The sequence below is a fragment of the Xylophilus sp. GOD-11R genome, assembly GCF_033546935.1.
GTDB lineage: Bacteria > Pseudomonadota > Gammaproteobacteria > Burkholderiales > Burkholderiaceae_C > Xylophilus.
Genome location: NZ_CP137854.1, coordinates 2,417,417 through 2,435,347, shown reverse-complemented (window position 1 = coordinate 2,435,347; position 17,931 = coordinate 2,417,417). Strand labels below are relative to the sequence as shown.

Here is a 17,931-nt window from a genome sequence, read left to right as displayed (position 1 = left end):
GGGCCTACCGAGTGGCCGCAGACCTTCGTAACCTTGCATCCACCGGAAACCACCGGAGTCCAACCACTGCAAGGAGAACCGCCATGACTGTCAAGCATGTCCTGTTTATTGTGACAAACACCGCCACCATTGGCCCGAAGCACCGCGCCACCGGATTCTTCTTTCCGGAGATTGCCCATCCGTTCGAAGCCCTCGACCGCGCCGGCATCGCCGTGGAATACGCCAGCCTCACCGGCGGCAAACCGCCCGAAGACGGATTCGACGGCCAGGACGTGGCGCAGGCAGACTTCCTCGCCAGCGCTTCGTACCGCCGGATGTCGCACAGCCGCAAGCTCGCCGAAGTCGATGTACTCGATTACGACGCCATCTTCTTTCCGGGCGGCCTGGGCCCGATGGTGGACATTGCGCGCCATCCCGAAATCCAGGAGGTCGTCAGGCGCGCCTGGAACGGCGGCAAGGTCGTCGCGGCCGTCTGCCACGGACCGGCTGCCCTGCTCGGCGTGAAGCTCGACAACGGCACGCCGCTGCTGCGCGGCCGCCGGGTCGCCGGTTTTTCGCAGGCCGAAGAAGACGGCTACGCCCGCGAAGACGTGCCCTTCGACCTGGAAACCGCACTGCGTGCCGAAGGCGCCCTCTACGAGCCAGCCGACCCGTGGCAACCCCGGCTTGTCGTCGACGGTCGCCTGATCACCGGGCAGAACCCGGCGTCGGGCGCGCTGGTCGGCGAGGCGATCGTCGCGGCCCTGCAGGAGCAGAAGCGATGAGCGCCGCGACGCCCCTGGTGGTGGTGGCGCGTTGGCAGATCGCCCCGGACGCCTTCGACGAGGTGCTGGCCCAGGTGGCCGAGCTGCGCGAGGCATCGCTCGGCGAGCCCGGTTGCCTCGGCTACGAGGTCTTCCAGCCGATCGCTTCGCACGGCAGTCTCTTGCTGATCGAGCGTTACCGCGACGACGCGTCGCTCGAAGCCCACCGGCAGTCGCCGCACTACCGCACCCACGTGGTCGAGCGCATCCTGCCGAAGCTCATGGCCAGGCAGGTCGAGATTCTGCAGGCCCTGCAGACCGGCTGAAGCCTGGCGGTGGCGAGTGCCGCCAGCCGCAGGCGCGCGCTCAGTCGAGGTGTTCCAGCGCCGGGTTGGCCCTCAGGCGATCGACTGCCAGATCGATGAACGCGCGGGCCTTTGCCGTCACCCGGCGTCCTTCCGCATGCACGACATGCACCGGCAGCGGCGGCTCTTCGAACTCCGGCAGCACGATCTCCAGCCGCCCGGCCCGGACGTCCGCCACGACCTGGTAGGACAGCACCCGCGTGATGCCCCAGCCTTCCAATGCGGCGGCGATCGCGGCTTCGTTGGTATTGCAGAACAGGCGCGGACGGACGGTGATGCTTTCCTGCCGGCCCTGCCCGAAGCGCCATTCGAGCGATGTCCAGGCGCCGACCGCCGCGATGATCCGGTGCCCGGCCAGATCGCCCGGCTGCCGCGGCCGGCCAGACCGCGCCAGGTAAGCGGGTGACGCACAAACCACCCGGCGCACCGCGCCCACCTTCACGGCGTGGTAGCCCGACGAAGGCAGGTGCCCGATGCGAACCGCCACGTCGATGCCTTCTTCGACCAGGTTGGTATTGCGGTCGAGAAACAGCGCCTGCCCGGTCATCGTCGGATAGCGATCCAGGTACTCCGTGAGGATCGGCAGCACATGCATCGCGCCGAAACGCACCGATGCCGTCACGGTGAGCATGCCGCTCGGGGCGGCGTGGTCGCCGGCGGCGCCCGCGTCGGCCTCATCGACCTCCAGCAGGATCCGGCGGCAGTCTTCGAGGTAGCGGGCACCGGCCTCGGTGGGCTTGACCGACCGGGTGGTGCGCAGCAGCAGGCGCGCGCCGACGGCTTCTTCGAGCATGGCGACAGCCCGTGTCACGGCCGGAGGGCTCATCAGCAGCTTGCGCGCTGCCGCCGCAAAACTGCCCACTTCCGCGACCTTCACGAAGACCGCCATGCACTGCAATTTGTCCATTCACCATTCCGATTTCTGGAATGGCGGATTCTAGATTCTCAGGATTCTCATCTATCGGGGAAATTATCAGAATGCCTCCTGTCTGCCACACCACGAAGCCCGTTCATGAAGCTCTACCACTTTCCGCTCTCCGGCCACGCCCACCGGGCACGCCTGCTGCTGTCGCTGCTGAACGTGCCGCACGAGCTCGTCGACGTGGATCTGGCGGGAGGCGCCCACAAGAGCGCGGCCTTCCTCGCCCTCAACGCTTTCGGCCAGGTGCCGGTGCTCGACGACGACGGCACCATCGTCGGCGACTCGAACGCGATCCTGGTCTACCTGGCCAAGAAGCTCGGCCGCACCGACTGGCTGCCCGAGGACGCGGCGGGCGCGGCGCGCGTCCAGCGCTGGCTGTCGGTGGCGGCCGGCGAACTGGCCTACGGGCCGGCCGCGGCGCGGCTGATCACGGTCTTCAACTCCTCGCACCGAGCAGAAGAAGTCATCGCCCGGGCGCACACGATCTTCGCCCGCATGGAGCAGACGCTGGAGGGGCGAGACTGGATCGCCGCGGCAGCGACCGGTGTCGCGACGACCCCGACCATCGCCGACGTGGCGCTCTACAGCTACACCGCCCGCGCACCGGAAGGCCGCGTGGACCTGGCGCCCTACCCCCGCATCCGCGCCTGGCTGGCGCGGGTGGAGGCCCTGCCCGGCTTCGTGCCTTTCCAGAAGACGCCCGCAGGCCTGGACGCCTGAAAACTTCGCCGGAGATACGCCATGTCTGCCACCCACCCACTCGACACCGGCTCGCCCTGGCATGCGGGAGAACTCGCCCTGCAGCGCAGCGCCGGCTCGCTCGACCGCATGGCCATGATCGGCAGCAAGTTCATCCGCCGGGCCATGCCCGAACAGCACCGCGAGTTCTTCCCGATGCTGCCCTTCGTCGTGCTGGGCACGGTCGACGGCAGCGGCGATGTCTGGGCAACGATGCGCGCCGGAGTTCCCGGTTTCCTGCATGCACCGGACGAACGTCACCTGGTCGTCGATGCGGCCCGCGATGCGCACGACCCGGCCGACGCGGGCCTGGAAGACCGCGACTCGATCGGCCTGCTGGGCATCGACCCGATGACACGGCGCCGCAATCGCCTGAACGGCACCATCGTCCGTGAGCCGGGAGCCGGTCGATTCCAGGTCGAGGTCGAGCAGAGCTTCGGCGCCTGCCCGCGCTACATCACCAACCGGTCCTGGGTGCCGACGCGGCCGGCCGGCCAGCCGTCGCCATACGCTCCGGTCGCCATCGCGGGTCTCGACGAAAAGGCGCGCCGCCTGATCGCCCGGGCCGACACGCTGTTCGTCGCCTCGTATGTCGAGGGCAAGGACAGTGCCGACGGCCGGCGCCAGGTCGATGTGTCGCACCGGGGCGGCAAGCCGGGATTCGTGCGGCTCGACGCCGACGGTGGCCTGACGGTCCCCGAGTTCAACGGCAACTTCTTCTTCAACACGCTCGGCAACTTCGTGCTGAATCCGAAGGCCGGCCTGCTGTTCGTCGACTACGCCAACGGCGACCTGCTGCAGATGACCGGTGATGTGGAGGTCATCCTGGATTCGCCGGACATCGCCGTCTTCCAGGGCGCCGAGCGCTTGTGGCGTTTCGTGCCGCGCCAGGTGGTGCACCGACCGGCGGGCCTGCCGCTGCGGTGGGACGAACTGCCGGGCGGCGCCTCGCCCCACGTGGCGCTCACCGGAAGCTGGCCTGCCGGTCGGGCGTAGCGCGCCGGCGCGTTAGATGGCCGCCGAAAGCGAGCGCCTTAATCGACGTTCTCCGACCGCGCCAACACCGCCAGGTGATGCTGCAAAAGCGGCCCCAGCGGGCTGCGACCGATCGCCTGCCGGTAGGCTTGCTGGGGAAAGGTGACGTCGAGGTTGACGTTGCCTTCGAGCAGCACCGGGCCGTCATCGGTCATCGCGATGTCCCAGCCGATCAGGATCCGGTGCGCGAACGCCCGGTGCGCCTCCAGCGCCAGCGCCTGGATGCCGGGCCAGTTTTGCAGCACGCGCCCTTCCACGGCGCGCCCGGTGACGGGATGGTGGGCGTAGCGAATGCCGCAGTCGCCCATGCGGTCGCTGGTCATGGATCCGAGCCGGCCGCTTTCCAGGCCGATCGGCACGCCGTATTCGGCCCTGCGTTGCCAGCGGGGTTCGAGCTTGGACAGGATGCGCAGCAGTCCGTGGGTGACGACCGGCTGGTGGTGGGCATCCAGGCAGGTCAGCACGCGGATCGTCACCAGCGACTGCTCCGCGAGATCGGCCAGTTCACCGTGGTTGCGCAGCAAGGGTTGCACGATCAAGGGCGCCTTGCGACTGAGTGTTCGCAGGTGCTGCACCAGGTCGTCGAGCCCTCTTTCCACACCCTGCCGGTCGCGCCATAGGAAGGGCGCGATGCGGCGGAAAGCGGCCGCGCCCCGCGCGCCGCGACCCAGGCGTTGCTTGCAGAAGAGATCGCGGTCGAGCTGGTCGCGCGAAACCGTCCACGCCACTTCGCCATCGCTGAACTGCAGCAGCGTGGGCGGCACCGGCAGGCCGGCCCGCCGGCCGCAATCGGCGAACAAGGCCTTGTCCTTCATCTCCAGCGGCCCGTGGGGCGACGCACGCAGGTTGTTGAGCACGAACAACAAGCCGTTCTTGGTCTCGCAGCGTGAGAGGTAGTGGCCCGCCTCGGCGCGCCCTCCCGGCTGGTAGAGCTCCTGGAAGTAGTACGCGAGCGGATCGAAGCCGTCGCGAAGCGTCAGCGTCCACAGGTCGGCCAGTTGCGCCCGGCGGCTCCGGCCGGAGGCTCGAAACGCAGCGCCCCCCAGCACGGCGACCAGGCCGATGCTGCCCACGATGACGAAGGCCTCGCGCAGCCCTGGCCAGAACGCCAGCCGCGACCCCGGATAGATCGCCTTGCGAAACAGGTGCGCCCGCTCGTAGAGGCGACGCGCCTCCGCGCCCACGGCGAGCGCCGGCCTCGACCAGCCGGCCTCGGCCTTCGCCGATCCGGCCCCTGCGACGACGAGCGCCCCCACGAAGCACTCGATGGTGAGCAGCTCGCCCCACTCCGCGATCGACAGCAGGTGGTGCGCCGACAGCATCCAGACCGATCGGCCCTTCAGCAGATCGCAGACGATGAACACGTACTGCAGTCCCACCGCCAGCCACCAGAGTTGCGACGCGCCGCGCCGCTCCCGGCCCTGCGCCAGCACCCGCCGCACCAGCAGCGTCGAGGCCATCCACAAAGGCAGGTCGATCAGCCAGTCGTCGGTGAGCACGCCGTTGCCCACCAGCCAGTCGGTGGCCTGCAGTGCCGCCAGCAGCAACATCGACCAGCAGGCCCAGGTCCAGCGCAGGCGCTCACGGCCACCGGGGCGCTGCTGCACCAGCTGGAAGAGCGTCCAGCACAGGCCCGTCACGACCGCCAGGACCGAGGTGACATGCACCGCCGAATCGATATGCCAGGCCGGACGGCGGCTCCAGTGCTGTGCGAATCCGGTCGCCGCGGCGAACGCGCCAACCCAGGCGAGTGCGACGATGGCGGGGGTCGACATGCCCCGGCGAAAGCTTTTGGTTCGGTCGTGCATCGCGGGTCCGGGAGGTGGGGAAGTACGGGGTCCGCGGCACTCTAGCCAGACAAGCTGCGCATGACCTGAACCATCCCCGGCCCGTTCGGCCCCCTTTCACGCGGCATTCCGCCTGCTGCGGCAAGACCACGCGCCGATCGAAAAACCCGACAACCGCCGAAGGTGCGCGCTCGATGAACACCGTCCCGAGGCCCTCGGGCGGCAACCGGATCGGAGCCCTTGCTCAGCGCAGCGAGTCGTCCTGCAACCGTGAAGCATCAGCCGCAACGGCCGAACCGGACCGCCGGAGCCGTGCCTACTTCGACGCGATCAGTGGAAAGATCGCGAACGCGATGCAGGCTGCCATCAGCACCAGCGACACCAGCACCGCCCACTTGAGCGTGAAGCGCTGGTGGTCGCCGAAGTCGACACCGGCCAATCCCACCAGCAGGTAGGTCGACGGCACCAGCGGGCTCAGCAGGTGCACCGGCTGGCCGACCAGCGAGGCGCGCGCCATTTCCACCGCGCTCACGCCGTACTGGCTGGCAGCCTCGGTCAGGATCGGCAGCACGCCGAAGTAGAACGCGTCGTTCGACATGAAGAAGGTGAAGGGCATGCTGATCACGGCGGTGATCGGCGCGAAATACGGCCCCATCGCGTTCGGGATCACCGCCAACAGGCTGCGCGACATCGCCTCGACCATGCCGGTGCCCGACAGGATGCCGGTGAAGATACCGGCTGCGAAGATCAGCGACACCACCGCCAGCGCGTTGCCGGCGTGGTTGGACAGGCGGCGGCGCTGCTCGGCGAGATCGGGGTAGTTGATCATCAGCGCGACCGAATAACCGATCATGAACAGCACCGGCAGCGGCAGCAGCCCCACCACCAGGCCCACCATCAGCACCAGCGTGAGCGCCGCATTCACCAGGCGCAATCTAGGGCGGCGCACGTCTTCGTCGCCGGTCTCGTCCGGCGGCAGATGGCGGTCGCCCTCGTCGTCGGTGATGCTCGAATTCACCTGCGCCGGCATGCCGGCCGCGTTGCCGGTCAGCAGCGAATAGCCCAGCCGCCGACGCTCCTTCAAACCCAGCCAGACCGACACGGCCAGCAGCCCGACGATGGCCATCGCGATCGGGCCGACCAGGGGCACGAACACGTCGCCCACGTCCACGTGCAGGGCGCTGGCGGCCCGCGCGGTGGGGCCGCCCCAGGGGGTGAGATTCATCAGGCCGCTGGCGATCAGCGCCACGCAGGTCAGGTTGAGCGGGTTCATCTTCAGCCGCTTGTAGAGCGGCAGCATCGACGCCACGGTGATCATGTAGGTGGTGGAACCGTCGCCGTCGAGCGAGATCACCAGTGCCAGCACGGTCGTGCCCACCACGATCTTCAGCGGGTCGCCCTTCACCAGGCGCAGGATGAAGTTCACGATCGGGTCGAACAGCCCGGCGTCGATCATCACGCCGAAGTAGAGAATCGCGAACATCAGCAGAATGCCGGTCGGCGCGATCTTCTTGATGCCGTCCAGCATCATTGGGCCCAGGCCGGCATGGAAGCCGCCGAGCAGGGCGAACACGATGGGTACGAGAGTCAATGCGACCAGCGGCGAAAGGCGCTTGGTCATGATGAGAAACATGAACGCGATCACCATGCCGAAGCCGAGAATGGTCAACATGCGGTGCCTTGCTCTTTCATGCGGGGAGTCTCCTGAAATGCCGCCGGTGCCACTGCGCACTCGCCGGACGACGAAAACCCGGGACGTTAAAAATCCAGTCTGTCGTCCGTCTGTCACCCCGCCCTGGGACAAACCCCATACGCAGAAACACGTAAAGGGCCGGAGCTGATGCGCGTCCTTTTCGTGGAAGACACCCCGGACCTTGCCGACGCCGTGCTCCGTTGCCTGCGCCGCATGGGGCATGCGGCCGACTGGCAGTCCGACGGCCAGGCCGCCGACAGCCTGCTCGAACACCACGCGTTCGACCTGGTGGTGCTCGACATCGGCCTGCCGCGCATGAACGGCACCGAGATCCTGGCGCGCATGCGCGAGCGCGGCGACAAGACGCCGGTGCTCATGCTCACCGCCCGCGCCGACATCGAGGACCGCGTCGCCGCGCTCGACAGCGGCGCCGACGACTACCTCGGCAAACCCTTTGACTTCCGCGAGTTCGAAGCCCGCTGCCGCGCCCTCTTGCGGCGCAAGCAGGGCCAGGTCGAATCGGTACAGCGCATCGGCGGTCTGGTGATCGACAGCGCCGCCCGCCGCGTGACGCTGGACGGTGTGCGCCTCGACCTGCCCAACCGCGAATACAGCCTGCTCGACATCCTGGTCGGGCGGCTCGGCCGGGTGGTGCGACGCGACGAGATCGCCGCCAAGCTGTTCAGCTTCGACGACGAAGCCGGCTCCAACGCCATCGACCTCTACGTGGGCCGCCTGCGCAAGAAGCTCGGCGAGGGGCCGGTGCGCATCACCACCGTGCGCAGCATCGGCTACCTGGCCGAAGCCATGGCAGACGATGCGGACGGCAGCACCGACCGCCAGGCCGACGACGGAGCAGAGCTTGGCCCTTGAATCCGCGCCCGCCCTGCCGGGCACGGACGCCATCGCGCGCGGCACCATCCGCGGCCGGCTGCTCGCCTACCTGGTGACCATGTTCGTCTGCGCCACGGTCGTCCTGGCCTTCGCCGCGCGCCTGTATGGTCAGCGCGCCGCCGACCTGTCCTTCGACCGCCTGATCGCCGCTTCCATCCTGGCCATGAGCGACACCGTGGGCGTGGCCGACGGCCAGTGGGACATGGACCTGCCCTACGCCGCCCTCGACATGCTGGCCATGGCGCCCGACGACCGTGTCTTCTACAGCCTGCGCAGCCCGGACGGCGCCCTGGTCACCGGTTACGACGACCTGCCCGCCGCCCCGCCGGCGCTGCGTGCGCGCCTGGAGAAACAGCTGACCGACAGCCCCGTCTTCTTCGACGCCGACTACCGGGGCGAATCCACCCGCTTCGCCCTGGCCGGCCGCTGGGTGGCCGGCACGCCGCCCCAGGAGCGGGCCTGGCTGCAGGTCGGCCAGACCCGGCGCGCGCGCGACGCGGTGGCAGACGACATCACCCGCACCGCCACCTCGGCCATCGCCCTGCTCATCGTGGCCGCGCTGGGCCTGACGTGGTGGAGCGTGCGCCGTGCGCTGCGGCCGCTCACCCGGCTGCAGGCCGAGATCGGCGCGCGCGACGCCTCCGACCTGCACCCCATCGCCACCGCCGTGCCCGCTGAAATGGCCAGCGCCGTCACCGCCCTCAACCGTTTCATGGCACGGCTGGCGAACAACCTCGACACCTTGCGCGTCTTCATCGCCGACGCGGCCCACCAGATGCGCACGCCGCTGGCCGCCTTGCGCGCGCAGGCGCAGATGGCGCTCGACGAGCCCGATGCCGCCGAACAGCATCGCGGCCTGCTGGCCGTGGAGCGCAACGCCGCGCAGCTGACCCGGCTGCTCAATCAGCTGCTGGCCGACGCCACCGTGGTCCATCGCGGCACGCTCCAGCATTTCGGGCCGGTCGACCTGGTGCGCGTGGCGCGCGAGGCCCTGCACGAAGCCGTGCCGCGCGCCGAGCCGCGACCGCAGGTGCATTGGCATGCGGACACCGAAACCGCGCCGCTGTCGGGCGACGCGCTCATGCTGCGCGAGGCGCTGAAGAACCTCGTCGACAACGCCTTGAGCCATGGCGTTCCTGCCGGCCGTGCCGAGGATCCTGCGGAAATCAGCGTGCGGGTGGAAGCCGCAGCGCCGCCATTCGCCTGGTCGGTGAGCGTGGCCGATCGGGGCCCGGGCATCGCTCCGGAAGAGATGGCGCTGGTCTTCGACCGCTTCGGCCGAGGCAAAGGCGCCGCGCCCGGCGGTGCCGGCCTGGGCCTGGCCATCGTGCATAAGGTGGTCGACAGCCACGACGGCGCCATCACGCTGCTGCCGCGCCCGGGCGGCGGGCTGATCGTGCGGCTGGATTTTCCTGCGGCCTGCGCCACTGCAGTCACCGCCGAGGCTTCGCCATGAACCTTCACCCACCGCCGTCCCGGCGCCGGCGGCAGACACTGATCGCCACCGCATCCCTGCTGCAGCCCTTCGCGCGAGCCGCTGCGGCCGAAGACCCGGGCAACCCCTTGCTGCTGCCCGCACTGGCCACCGCGACCTCGCAGCTGTCCATCGTCGGATCGACCGACCTGCCGGTCTTCGCTCCGGTGCTGCGCGACTATCAGCGGCTGGCGCCCGGTGTGGCGATCCGCTACGAGGAGTTCTCCACGCAGGGCCTGTTCCGCCAGGCCACGCGAACCGGCACGCCGGGCGGCGCCGACTTGCTGGTCAGCAGCAGCATGGACCTGCAGGTGCAACTGGCCAACGACGGCCACACCCTGCCCCACCAGTCCGCCGAAACCGCCGCGCTGCCGCCATGGGCGCGCTGGCGCGACGAGGTCTTCGGCTTCAGCGCCGAGCCTTTGGTGATCGCCTACGACGCCCGTCGTTTCACGCCGGCCACCGCGCCCGCCACACGACGCCAGCTGCTGCAGATGCTGCGTGACCCCGCCCGGCCGCTGGACCGCCGGGTCGGCAGCTACGACCTGGCCGTCAGCGGCATCGGCTACCTCGCCGCCACGCAGGACGCCCGTTTCGACGACAACGCCGGCGCCCTCCTCGCCGCCATGGCCGACAACCACGCCCACTGGGTCGGCCACGCCGGCACGCTGCTCGACGGCATCGAACGCGGCGAACTGGCCCTGGGCTACAACGTACCCGGCGCCTATGTGCAGGCACGCATCGCCGCCGGCGCGCCGATCGGCATGGTCATGCCCAAGGAATACACGCTGCTGATCAGCCGAACCGCGCTGGTGCCGCGCACCGCGCCGAACCCGGAGCAGGCGCGCCGCTTTCTCGACTACCTGCTCTCGGCACGCGGTCAGGGTGTGCTGGAGCAGCAGGCCCACATCCTGCCGATCCGCGCCGAGATCGGGCTCGGCGCACCGCCCGCCGGAGCCTTGCGCCCGGTGCCGCTGGGGCCGGGGTTGCTGGTCTACCAGGACAGGCTGAAACGAACCCGGTTTCTGGAAGCCTGGAGAGCCTTGCTGCCGCACGCAGGCTAACGGGTTACTTGTAAAAACCTTATGTGAACTGCGTCGAGCGGATTTTCAGCGTGGACAACGACTCGACCGGAAAAATGGCGTCGTCGCTCGGCAGCCGGTTCGGTGGCGGCCTGGGCTTTTTGGCCGGAGCGCTCGAATCCAAGTCGTCGGTGGTCACGATGTCGCTGTTCGACATCCGCTCGGGCGTGCAGATCGCCATCTCCGAAGGCAACTCCACCGCGACCAACTTCGGTGCGGCGGCCAGCGCGTTCGGCGGCGCCGGTGCGGCGGGCCTGAGCGGCTTCTCGCGTACGCCTGAAGGAAAGGCCACGGTCGCCGCTTTCGTCGACTCGTACAACAGCATGGTGGTCTCGCTGCGCAACTACAAGGCGCAGGAAGTCAAGGGCGGCCTGGGCCGTGGCGGCGTGCTGAAGGTCGGCAAGTAATTCGCAGCAGCCTCCACGCAAAAAGCCCGGAGTCGACTCCGGGCTTATTTGTTTTCGGAGCCTTCACCAAACCGGATGCACCGGCCGGAACACCGGCCTGAAGAGATGCCGCCGGGCGATCTGCCCGTAGCCGCGCCAATAGAAATTGCCGTTGGCCGCGAGCACTTCGGTGCGGTGGCGCCGGAAGTAGCCCGGAATCTCGTACCACGGCATGGTCGGCGCCCGGTGGTGCACGTGGTGGAGGTTGTTGAACAGAAACAGCAGGCCCATCACCGCGTTGGACTCCACGATCGCCACCCGCGCGTGCGGCGATTCGCTCCAGCGGTGCTCGGTGAAGCTGCGCAGGTTGCCGAGCATCATCGCGGGATAGACGAAGAACAGCAGGTACTTCCAGAACGGCATGTCGCAGACCACGGTCACGAAGCACAGCAGCGGCGCCACGCTCACCGCATGCCATACCCAGGCCGGCACATGCGTGAAATCGCGCCGCGCCACGCGCCGCGTTTCATCGGCCAGCAGGCGGTGGATGCGCAGGAAAGGCCCGAGGAGCATGCGAAAGGCCAGCGTCTGGTTGGCCACATAAACCATGCGCCGCCACCGGCCGTAGTCGTGCCACGCCTGCGCCGAGTGGTAAGCGCTTTCGGTGTCCCGGCGGGGATGCGTCAGATGAAAATTGACATGGTGGCTGCTGTGCCCGCTCACATAGAGCGGGTACGGCAGCCACAGATTGACCGGCGGCCACACCAGCACCAGACGCAGCCAGCGCGGCATGCCGCGCATGGCATGGATGCTCTCGTGCTGCAGCGAAAAATGCAGCTGCGCCACATAGCCCCCCATGGCGAACAGCAGCCAGCCCGGCAGGCTCGCATGCCACCACAGCAACGCCGCCCAGGCCGGGTAGAACGCCAGGGCAAGCACGACAGTCGGCGCCTCGCAGCGGCGCCACCAGGCGGCCGCAGCGCGTTGCGATGACCTGGGGTGGCGCAAGGTATTGGCTGGCGCGGCGGTGGATGCGACAGGGTTCATCAAGACAGTCCCGTATCCAAGTGTTCCCGCAAAAAAAAGAGCCGACCCTCCTGGTGGAAGGCCGGCATTCAACTGAAGGAGACGAGCCCATGCTAGGTGCGTTCGGCCGACAGGCCTTGCGCCCATACCGCATGCGGATATGACCAAACCGTCTTTCGACCCGGCGCGCCCGGCGCAGTAGATTGCCCGGATGCCCATTTCCCCCGAAGCCCTGCGAATGCTGCTGTTGCAAGACGACGAGATCGCCCTGCTCGATGTGCGCGAAGCCCGGCAGGCCTTCGGCGCGCACATCGCCCTGGCGCGCCACGCGCCGCTGAGCAGCCTGGAACTGCAGATACCCGCCTTCGTGCCGCGTCGCGATACGCCGGTCGTGGTCTACGACGAGGGGGACGTGCCGGGCGGCCCCGCCGACCGCGCGCATGCCCTGCTGTCGCGCGTGGGCTGGACCGACGTACGCCGCCTCCGAGGCGGCCTGGCCGCCTGGCAGGCCGAGTCGCTGCCGACCATCGACGGCTACGGCGCGCTCATCAAGTCCTTCGGTGACCTGGCGCGCCGCCACTACCGCACGCCGACCGTGGCGCACGACGAACTCGCGGCCCGGCTGGCCGACCTCCGGCCCACGATCGTGGTCGACGTGCGACCGGCCGACGAGCATGCCTTCCTGACCATCGCCGGCGCCCGCAACTACCCTGGCACCGAGGCGGCACTGCGCCAGTGGCCATCGCCCGCCGAGCCCGACGCCCTGTGGGCCGTGCACTGCTTCAGCCGCACGCGCGGCATCATCGGCGCGACCACCCTGCGCCTGCTGGGTGCCGGCCATGTCGCGTTCGTGGAAGACGGCGTGATGGCCTGGAACCTGCGCGGCTCGCCGGTCGAACGCGACGCTGCCCCGCCGGACGACCTGCCGGCCGCCTCCCCTGCCCTGCTGCGCCGACGGGCCGACACGCTGGTGTCGCGCTACGGCCTGCAACGCATCACCCCCGAAGATCTGCAGGCCTTTCGCGCGAACGCGACCCGCAGCCTCTATCTCTTCGACCTGCGCCCGGCGGGCCCCTCCGCCCTCCACCCCGCTGGCGGCGCGCGCCGCGTGGCGGGCGGCCAGTTGCTGATGCATGTCGAGACCCTCGTCGGCACCCGCGGCGCGCGCGTGGTGCTGATAGACGAGCCGCACGGCCTGCGCGCCGCAGTCACCGCCTTCTGGCTCACGCAGTTCAACCAGTGCGAGGTCTTCGTGCTCGAAGGCCCCGCGCCGCCGTGCGACCCGGTCGAACCTCCGCCGCCGGACGACGAACACGCGCTCGACGCCGCCGCGCTGCAAGCGCTGCTCGCCACCGGACGCGCCCATGTCGTCGACCTCGCTTCCAGCGCCGACTATGAATCCGGCCATATCCCCGGCGCCTTCTACCTGCTGCCCGCATCGCTGGCGCCCGCCGACGCGCTCATCGCCTCCGACCGAACCGTGGTCTTCACCTCCGCCGACGGCGCGTCGGCGAGGCTGGCCGCACGCGACACCGGCGCGCGATGGCTGCGCGGCGGCACCACGGCCTGGAAGGCCTCGGCCCTGCCGCTGGAAGCGCACTTCCAGCCGCACCAGCTGCTGAGCCCGTTCGACGACGACTTCGGCTCCGTCATGCGCCATGCCGGTCCCGACCGTGCCGCCGGCTGGCATGCCTACCTGCGCTGGGAGCGCGGCGTGGCCGATCGCATCGCCCGGGATCCCACCGTGCGCTTCCGTTTCTTCGATTGACCTCCCGGCCTTCCGCGCCCTCGCTGCATCGACGGCAAACGCATATCCAATGGCGATTTCGATCCTTCCGTCGAGCCGCACGCACTCGCACACTGGCGCTCCGGTTTCAGCCCCTACAGGATCGCTCCATGCTTCATCGAGACGCCGACCCGCGAAGCCAGGCGCAGGCCGTCATCCGGACGACTGCACAGGCCTGGAAAGTGCGCCGCGAATCGCCCCGCGCCCTTGCTCGGTGGGCGCCGCACGGCTATGTGCCGAAACGCGTCGCACGCCGACGCGACCGGCGCCCATTGGATGGTGTGAGCTGTCGCTCCTGCAGCTGACTGGCGACTTCTGCGACTTGCACGGTGCGCGTCGACCGAACGTCTTCCCAGCCCATGCCGATCCGGGCCGTGCTGTTCGCCATGGACGGCACCCTGTTCGACCACCTGGCGACCGTGCGCAGCCTCGCGGCCGAACAGGTCGTGAACCTCAAGGGCCTCGTGCCGGCTGAGCTGCGGCAGCCTTATCTCGACCGCATGATCGCGCTCGAAAGCCTGGGCCACCTCGACCGGCTGACCGTCTACCGCCAGTTGGTACGGGAGTTCGGCTTGGACGCCGGCCACCGCCGGCTGCACCCGCGCCGTCTCGCCAACGAGTTCGAGCGGCGCTACCTCGCCCATGCGCAGGCCCGGCCGGACGCGCTGCCCACGCTGCGGGCACTCAAGTCACACGGATTGCGGCTGGGGATCGTCTGCAACGCGCGGGTCTCGACATTGGTCGCCAAGATCGACGCCATCGGCCTGCGGCCCTGGCTGGACGACATGCTCGCCTCCGAGGAAGCCGGGGTGCGAAAGCCCGATCCGGCGATCTTCCGGCAGGCGCTGGTCCGGCTGGGTGTGCGGCCGGGCGAGGCGCTGCATGTGGGCGGGCATCCGCAGATGGATGTGGAAGCCGCGCGGGCGGCTGGTTTGCAGGTGGCCTGGTTGCGGCGGGAGGGGGCTTCGGCGCCGGAGGCTGTTGCGGTGATTGATGAGTTGAGTGGTGTAGTCGGTGCCGTGCGGGCTGGTGCGGGGCTTGAATCGTTGGTTGCGTACTTGGCGGCCGCAGCTGACGATGCTGTTTGCGTTGAGCAATCTGTGAATAGTGGGAGCGCGGGTGATGGTCACGCGGGGATAAGTGTGTCTGCCGTAGTCCAAAAGGGCTTGGGCCGGTCCAAATAGCGCTATTCGATGGCCTCGGGACGCCAAAACTTGACCGCTGCCGGCTCATCTCGTCGGCCCGGCAGATCGGCCGTGTGGCCGAGGTGGGTTTTGCGGACCATCCCTAAATAAGCCAACGATGGAAATTTTTTAGCAAGTCGTGGTTAAACAAGCAATAAAGTGGGGCAAAAAAATATTATGGATGGAGACTTGCCGGCCGGCGTTGACCTGGCGGTTGAGCTGAAGCGCTTCGCCAAACGCCGACAATCATGAGCAAAGCTCTTTGATGATTTTGTCGACTTCGTGAGATCGATCGGGATGCCGGAGTTTAATATTTTCGAGGGCGGCTTGCACTTCGGAAATCAGGGTATGCCTATCGTAATAGGCATAACAAGGGTCGAGCATGCTTATTTTTTGGTAGGTCCATGCTTCAAAGCAACCGCTCGCTCCTGCATGAGAATTCATAAAATTTTGCCAATCGTCGGGGTATAAGGCGTCTGATGGCTCCTCAATCCACGAAATACTCCAACCAGGATCACCTCCTGTCGGGCCGAAGCCATTTGCCAATATGTTTTTTAGAAAATAATCTAACGGACGACCTGGCGTGATCGCATAAATAAGACACTCGAGCAGCGGCAATATTTCGTTGGATTGTTTTTCGTGATCGAATGATACATAATCGCCGATAAAAATTTTTACCATAAGGCTCTTACAAAGGTTTTACCGATTGCTTGTACCGACTGGATACGCTGTTTGTATTCCCATCAATTTTCCTGTTTTTGCGTTTATTTTTATCGGGGTAAAAAATTTAACGCCATTGACGAGGACATGTTGGTCTTTTATCCCAGTTGTCTGAAAATTTATTTGTGCTCGTGCTGCTGCCTCATTGGCCATGGCGATAATTTGGGTGTCACTGTAAACCGATGGGTCATAAACGGTTTTGATTTGAGGTTCTTTGCCCGCTCCTTTTGGCAAGAAGTACTCTATTTCATAAATTCCTGGCGACACCTCCTTTTTTGAGATGACCGTTCCTCCAGCCCCATCAAGAGTATTTTGAAAATTGTTCATGTTGTGCCCGCCCGATATTTGCCTGCCCGACACAGTCGGATTGACCAGATGATTCTCCAGATCACCTCTTGTAGGAATCCGCCCGGCAAAGTCAGCCTCCGCAAGCATCGAATCTGGCGTGCCTTTCCCATTTGTGGCACCGGGCGTCGAAGTCTCGCCGTACGTCTTCCGCGGATTCGCCCCTCTCCCGGCCCCGAGATCCACCAAATCCGTCGCCAGCGCTGTCGTCAACCCATACCTGAACACCGTCGCTGCTTGGTTCGTCTGCTGCTGCACGAACGAATAGCAGCGTGCATCCCCCGGCGAGCAGATATCTGCCGGGTTGACGTTCATCGAGGCGGCGGCCGCACCTGCGTGAGCCCCAGCTTTGGCTGCCTCCGATGGGTCCAGCCCAAAGAGCCCGTCCATGCTGGCAATCGCGTCGCGTTGCTGATCGCTGCTGATGGCCGTCCACCTCGCATAGACCGCATCGGTGGAGCAGTCGGGCGTGACCTTGCAGCGGGCGAGCTCTTCCTTGAAGGCACCCCATTGGCTGCTGCGCCACTTGGTGCTGTGCTGCAGGTAGTTGTTGGCGGTAGCGTTGAAGGCGGTGGCAGCGCCTGCCGTGCCGCCGGTCGCTGCGCCGATCGCCGCACCCGCGCCGGTGATCAGCGCCGAGCGAACGGCGTCCGGCACGTCAAGCTGCGCGATCTGCTTGGCCACCACATCGATCGTGGCCTGGCTCGTCAAGGCGCCCGCCGCGCCGGCTGCACCGCCGGTCAGGCCACCGAGCACCGTATGCGCGGCCACGCGGTAGCTCCCACCTTCGGCCCACTTAGCCGCCTTGGTGGGGTCGCTGTCCTTCAGCTCCCGGTACTTCGCATCCGCGTAGTCGCCGATGGCCTTGGCGGCCTGCTGGCCGAAGGTGGCGGTGATCTGGACCTGGGCGGCTACATCCTTCTGGACTTTCTGCGCATCGAATTTTTTCTCGATGCCGTTGGCGTCGTCGCCGGTGCGCACCGAGGTGTCGCCCGCGATGCCGCTGACGCCACTGGTGGTGGTGCTGGCCGCATGACCGCTGCTGCGGCCTCACTGGCCCCCGAAGGCGCTGGCGTTGAACAGCAGGCCGTTGGTGCCGAAGCTCACGCCCACGCTGGCCGGACGATTGCGGTTCTGGCCGTGCTACTTTTGTTTGTGAAATGTCGTATTTTAAACGATTATTATTTTTCGCCTTTGCTGTAACAACATTGCAAATATCTGATTGCGGTTTTCTGCGATTTTAATTTAAAGGGTCGAATGCATTTGCATAATGCCTTGCGTGGTCCCTGGGCACGTCTTGGCAAGTATGTAACTTAGTCAAGAGTTAATGAGATTGTATCGTCTTTTTTTTGATTTTTACAGAAGTTTTTCCATGCTTCTAGAACTGTGCGAAATGTCGACGTCGGCAGGGAATAGTTGTAATCTTCGTCATGAGCGAAGATATTATGCATTCTGTTTTTTTAATATACACGCACCATGTGTCACGTGCCCAGTCTTGAGATTCCTGCGTCTCACTTTGTACGGCATCGACCGAGGACAAGCCATGCTCGAGCCAAGGCATTACCTGGGCGGATGGAATACCCCCGTCGTCAGTCAAAATATCGCAGAGAATGCCCTCAGGCGAATCTGAAGTGTTGGTAGTCAAACAGTGCGGTGACAAGTCTTTTATTTGGTCTATGTGTCTCGGTGCCCAAAAGAAAACTAAGGACATGATCTTTTTAATATATTGAAAATACTTTGGTCTTGGGCCT

16 protein-coding genes and 1 pseudogene are annotated in these 17,931 nt (G+C 66.5%); 11 read left to right on the top strand and 6 right to left on the bottom strand.

Going from position 1 to position 17,931, the window contains the following annotated elements; genetic code table 11:
- The first annotated feature begins 83 nt into the window (after positions 1–83).
- A complete protein-coding gene (locus R9X41_RS11460; protein ID WP_318634995.1) occupies positions 84–764 on the top strand; it encodes a type 1 glutamine amidotransferase domain-containing protein in 681 nt (226 codons plus the stop codon).
- Positions 761–1,069: an antibiotic biosynthesis monooxygenase family protein gene (locus tag R9X41_RS11455; RefSeq protein WP_318634994.1), complete on the top strand. Its 309-nt coding sequence runs from the start codon at positions 761–763 to the stop codon at positions 1,067–1,069. Before R9X41_RS11460 ends, R9X41_RS11455 begins: the two co-directional genes overlap by 4 nt.
- Before the next feature lie 40 nt (positions 1,070–1,109).
- On the opposite strand, the gene R9X41_RS11450 is transcribed toward R9X41_RS11455, so the two are convergent.
- Positions 1,110–2,015, bottom strand: coding sequence for a LysR family transcriptional regulator (locus R9X41_RS11450; RefSeq protein ID WP_318634993.1), 906 nt, complete (start codon positions 2,013–2,015; stop codon positions 1,110–1,112).
- A 105-nt stretch (positions 2,016–2,120) separates the two neighbouring features.
- Between R9X41_RS11450 and R9X41_RS11445 the strand changes: the two genes are divergently transcribed.
- Positions 2,121–2,750: a glutathione S-transferase family protein gene (locus R9X41_RS11445; RefSeq protein ID WP_318634992.1), complete on the top strand. Its 630-nt coding sequence runs from the start codon at positions 2,121–2,123 to the stop codon at positions 2,748–2,750.
- Between the two features lie 21 nt (positions 2,751–2,771).
- The gene (locus R9X41_RS11440) at positions 2,772–3,764 is read left to right on the top strand and encodes a pyridoxamine 5'-phosphate oxidase family protein (protein WP_318634991.1); all 993 of its coding nucleotides are present in this window, start codon (positions 2,772–2,774) and stop codon (positions 3,762–3,764) included.
- A gap of 38 nt (positions 3,765–3,802) precedes the next feature.
- On the opposite strand, the gene R9X41_RS11435 is transcribed toward R9X41_RS11440, so the two are convergent.
- Positions 3,803–5,578 (bottom strand): sugar-transfer associated ATP-grasp domain-containing protein, encoded by a 1,776-nt coding sequence (locus R9X41_RS11435; protein ID WP_318634990.1) that lies wholly within the window; start codon positions 5,576–5,578, stop codon positions 3,803–3,805.
- A 328-nt stretch (positions 5,579–5,906) separates the two neighbouring features.
- Entirely contained in the window at positions 5,907–7,262 is a 1,356-nt protein-coding gene (locus R9X41_RS11430; RefSeq protein ID WP_318634989.1) for a CitMHS family transporter, read from the bottom strand.
- A 168-nt stretch (positions 7,263–7,430) separates the two neighbouring features.
- Between R9X41_RS11430 and R9X41_RS11425 the strand changes: the two genes are divergently transcribed.
- The 4 genes and pseudogenes from R9X41_RS11425 to R9X41_RS11410 form a co-directional block, all read left to right on the top strand.
- Entirely contained in the window at positions 7,431–8,156 is a 726-nt protein-coding gene (locus tag R9X41_RS11425; protein ID WP_318634988.1) for a response regulator, read from the top strand.
- Positions 8,146–9,633, top strand: coding sequence for a sensor histidine kinase (locus tag R9X41_RS11420; RefSeq protein ID WP_318634987.1), 1,488 nt, complete (start codon positions 8,146–8,148; stop codon positions 9,631–9,633). Before R9X41_RS11425 ends, R9X41_RS11420 begins: the two co-directional genes overlap by 11 nt.
- Positions 9,630–10,715, top strand: coding sequence for an ABC transporter substrate-binding protein (locus R9X41_RS11415; RefSeq protein WP_318634986.1), 1,086 nt, complete (start codon positions 9,630–9,632; stop codon positions 10,713–10,715). The genes R9X41_RS11420 and R9X41_RS11415 overlap by 4 nt, the downstream gene beginning before the upstream one ends.
- Positions 10,716–10,765: 50 nt before the next feature.
- Positions 10,766–11,140 (top strand): annotated as a pseudogene (locus R9X41_RS11410) (hypothetical protein); the annotation flags it as partial.
- 63 nt (positions 11,141–11,203) lie between these two features.
- On the opposite strand, the gene R9X41_RS11405 reads toward R9X41_RS11410, so the two are convergent.
- Positions 11,204–12,166 carry a fatty acid desaturase gene (locus R9X41_RS11405; RefSeq protein ID WP_318634985.1) on the bottom strand — a complete coding sequence of 321 codons (963 nt, stop codon included), beginning with the start codon at positions 12,164–12,166 and terminating at the stop codon, positions 11,204–11,206.
- Between the two features lie 190 nt (positions 12,167–12,356).
- Between R9X41_RS11405 and R9X41_RS11400 the strand changes: the two genes are divergently transcribed.
- Positions 12,357–13,913 (top strand): rhodanese-like domain-containing protein, encoded by a 1,557-nt coding sequence (locus R9X41_RS11400; protein ID WP_318634984.1) that lies wholly within the window; start codon positions 12,357–12,359, stop codon positions 13,911–13,913.
- Between the two features lie 377 nt (positions 13,914–14,290).
- Positions 14,291–15,115: an HAD family hydrolase gene (locus tag R9X41_RS11395; protein ID WP_318634983.1), complete on the top strand. Its 825-nt coding sequence runs from the start codon at positions 14,291–14,293 to the stop codon at positions 15,113–15,115.
- Between the two features lie 246 nt (positions 15,116–15,361).
- Here the strand turns inward: R9X41_RS11395 and R9X41_RS11390 are convergent, their stop codons facing one another.
- Together R9X41_RS11390 and R9X41_RS11385 are read right to left on the bottom strand one after the other, a co-directional pair.
- Positions 15,362–15,796, bottom strand: a complete 435-nt coding sequence (locus R9X41_RS11390) for a hypothetical protein (RefSeq protein WP_318634982.1) — start codon at positions 15,794–15,796, stop codon at positions 15,362–15,364.
- Positions 15,797–15,814: 18 nt separating this feature from the next.
- The gene (locus R9X41_RS11385; protein ID WP_318634981.1) at positions 15,815–17,161 is read right to left on the bottom strand and encodes a CdiA family toxin C-terminal domain-containing protein; all 1,347 of its coding nucleotides are present in this window, start codon (positions 17,159–17,161) and stop codon (positions 15,815–15,817) included.
- Between the two features lie 51 nt (positions 17,162–17,212).
- Between R9X41_RS11385 and R9X41_RS11380 the strand changes: the two genes are divergently transcribed.
- Positions 17,213–17,383 (top strand): hypothetical protein, encoded by a 171-nt coding sequence (locus R9X41_RS11380; RefSeq protein WP_318634980.1) that lies wholly within the window; start codon positions 17,213–17,215, stop codon positions 17,381–17,383.
- Positions 17,384–17,931: the final 548 nt, after the last annotated feature.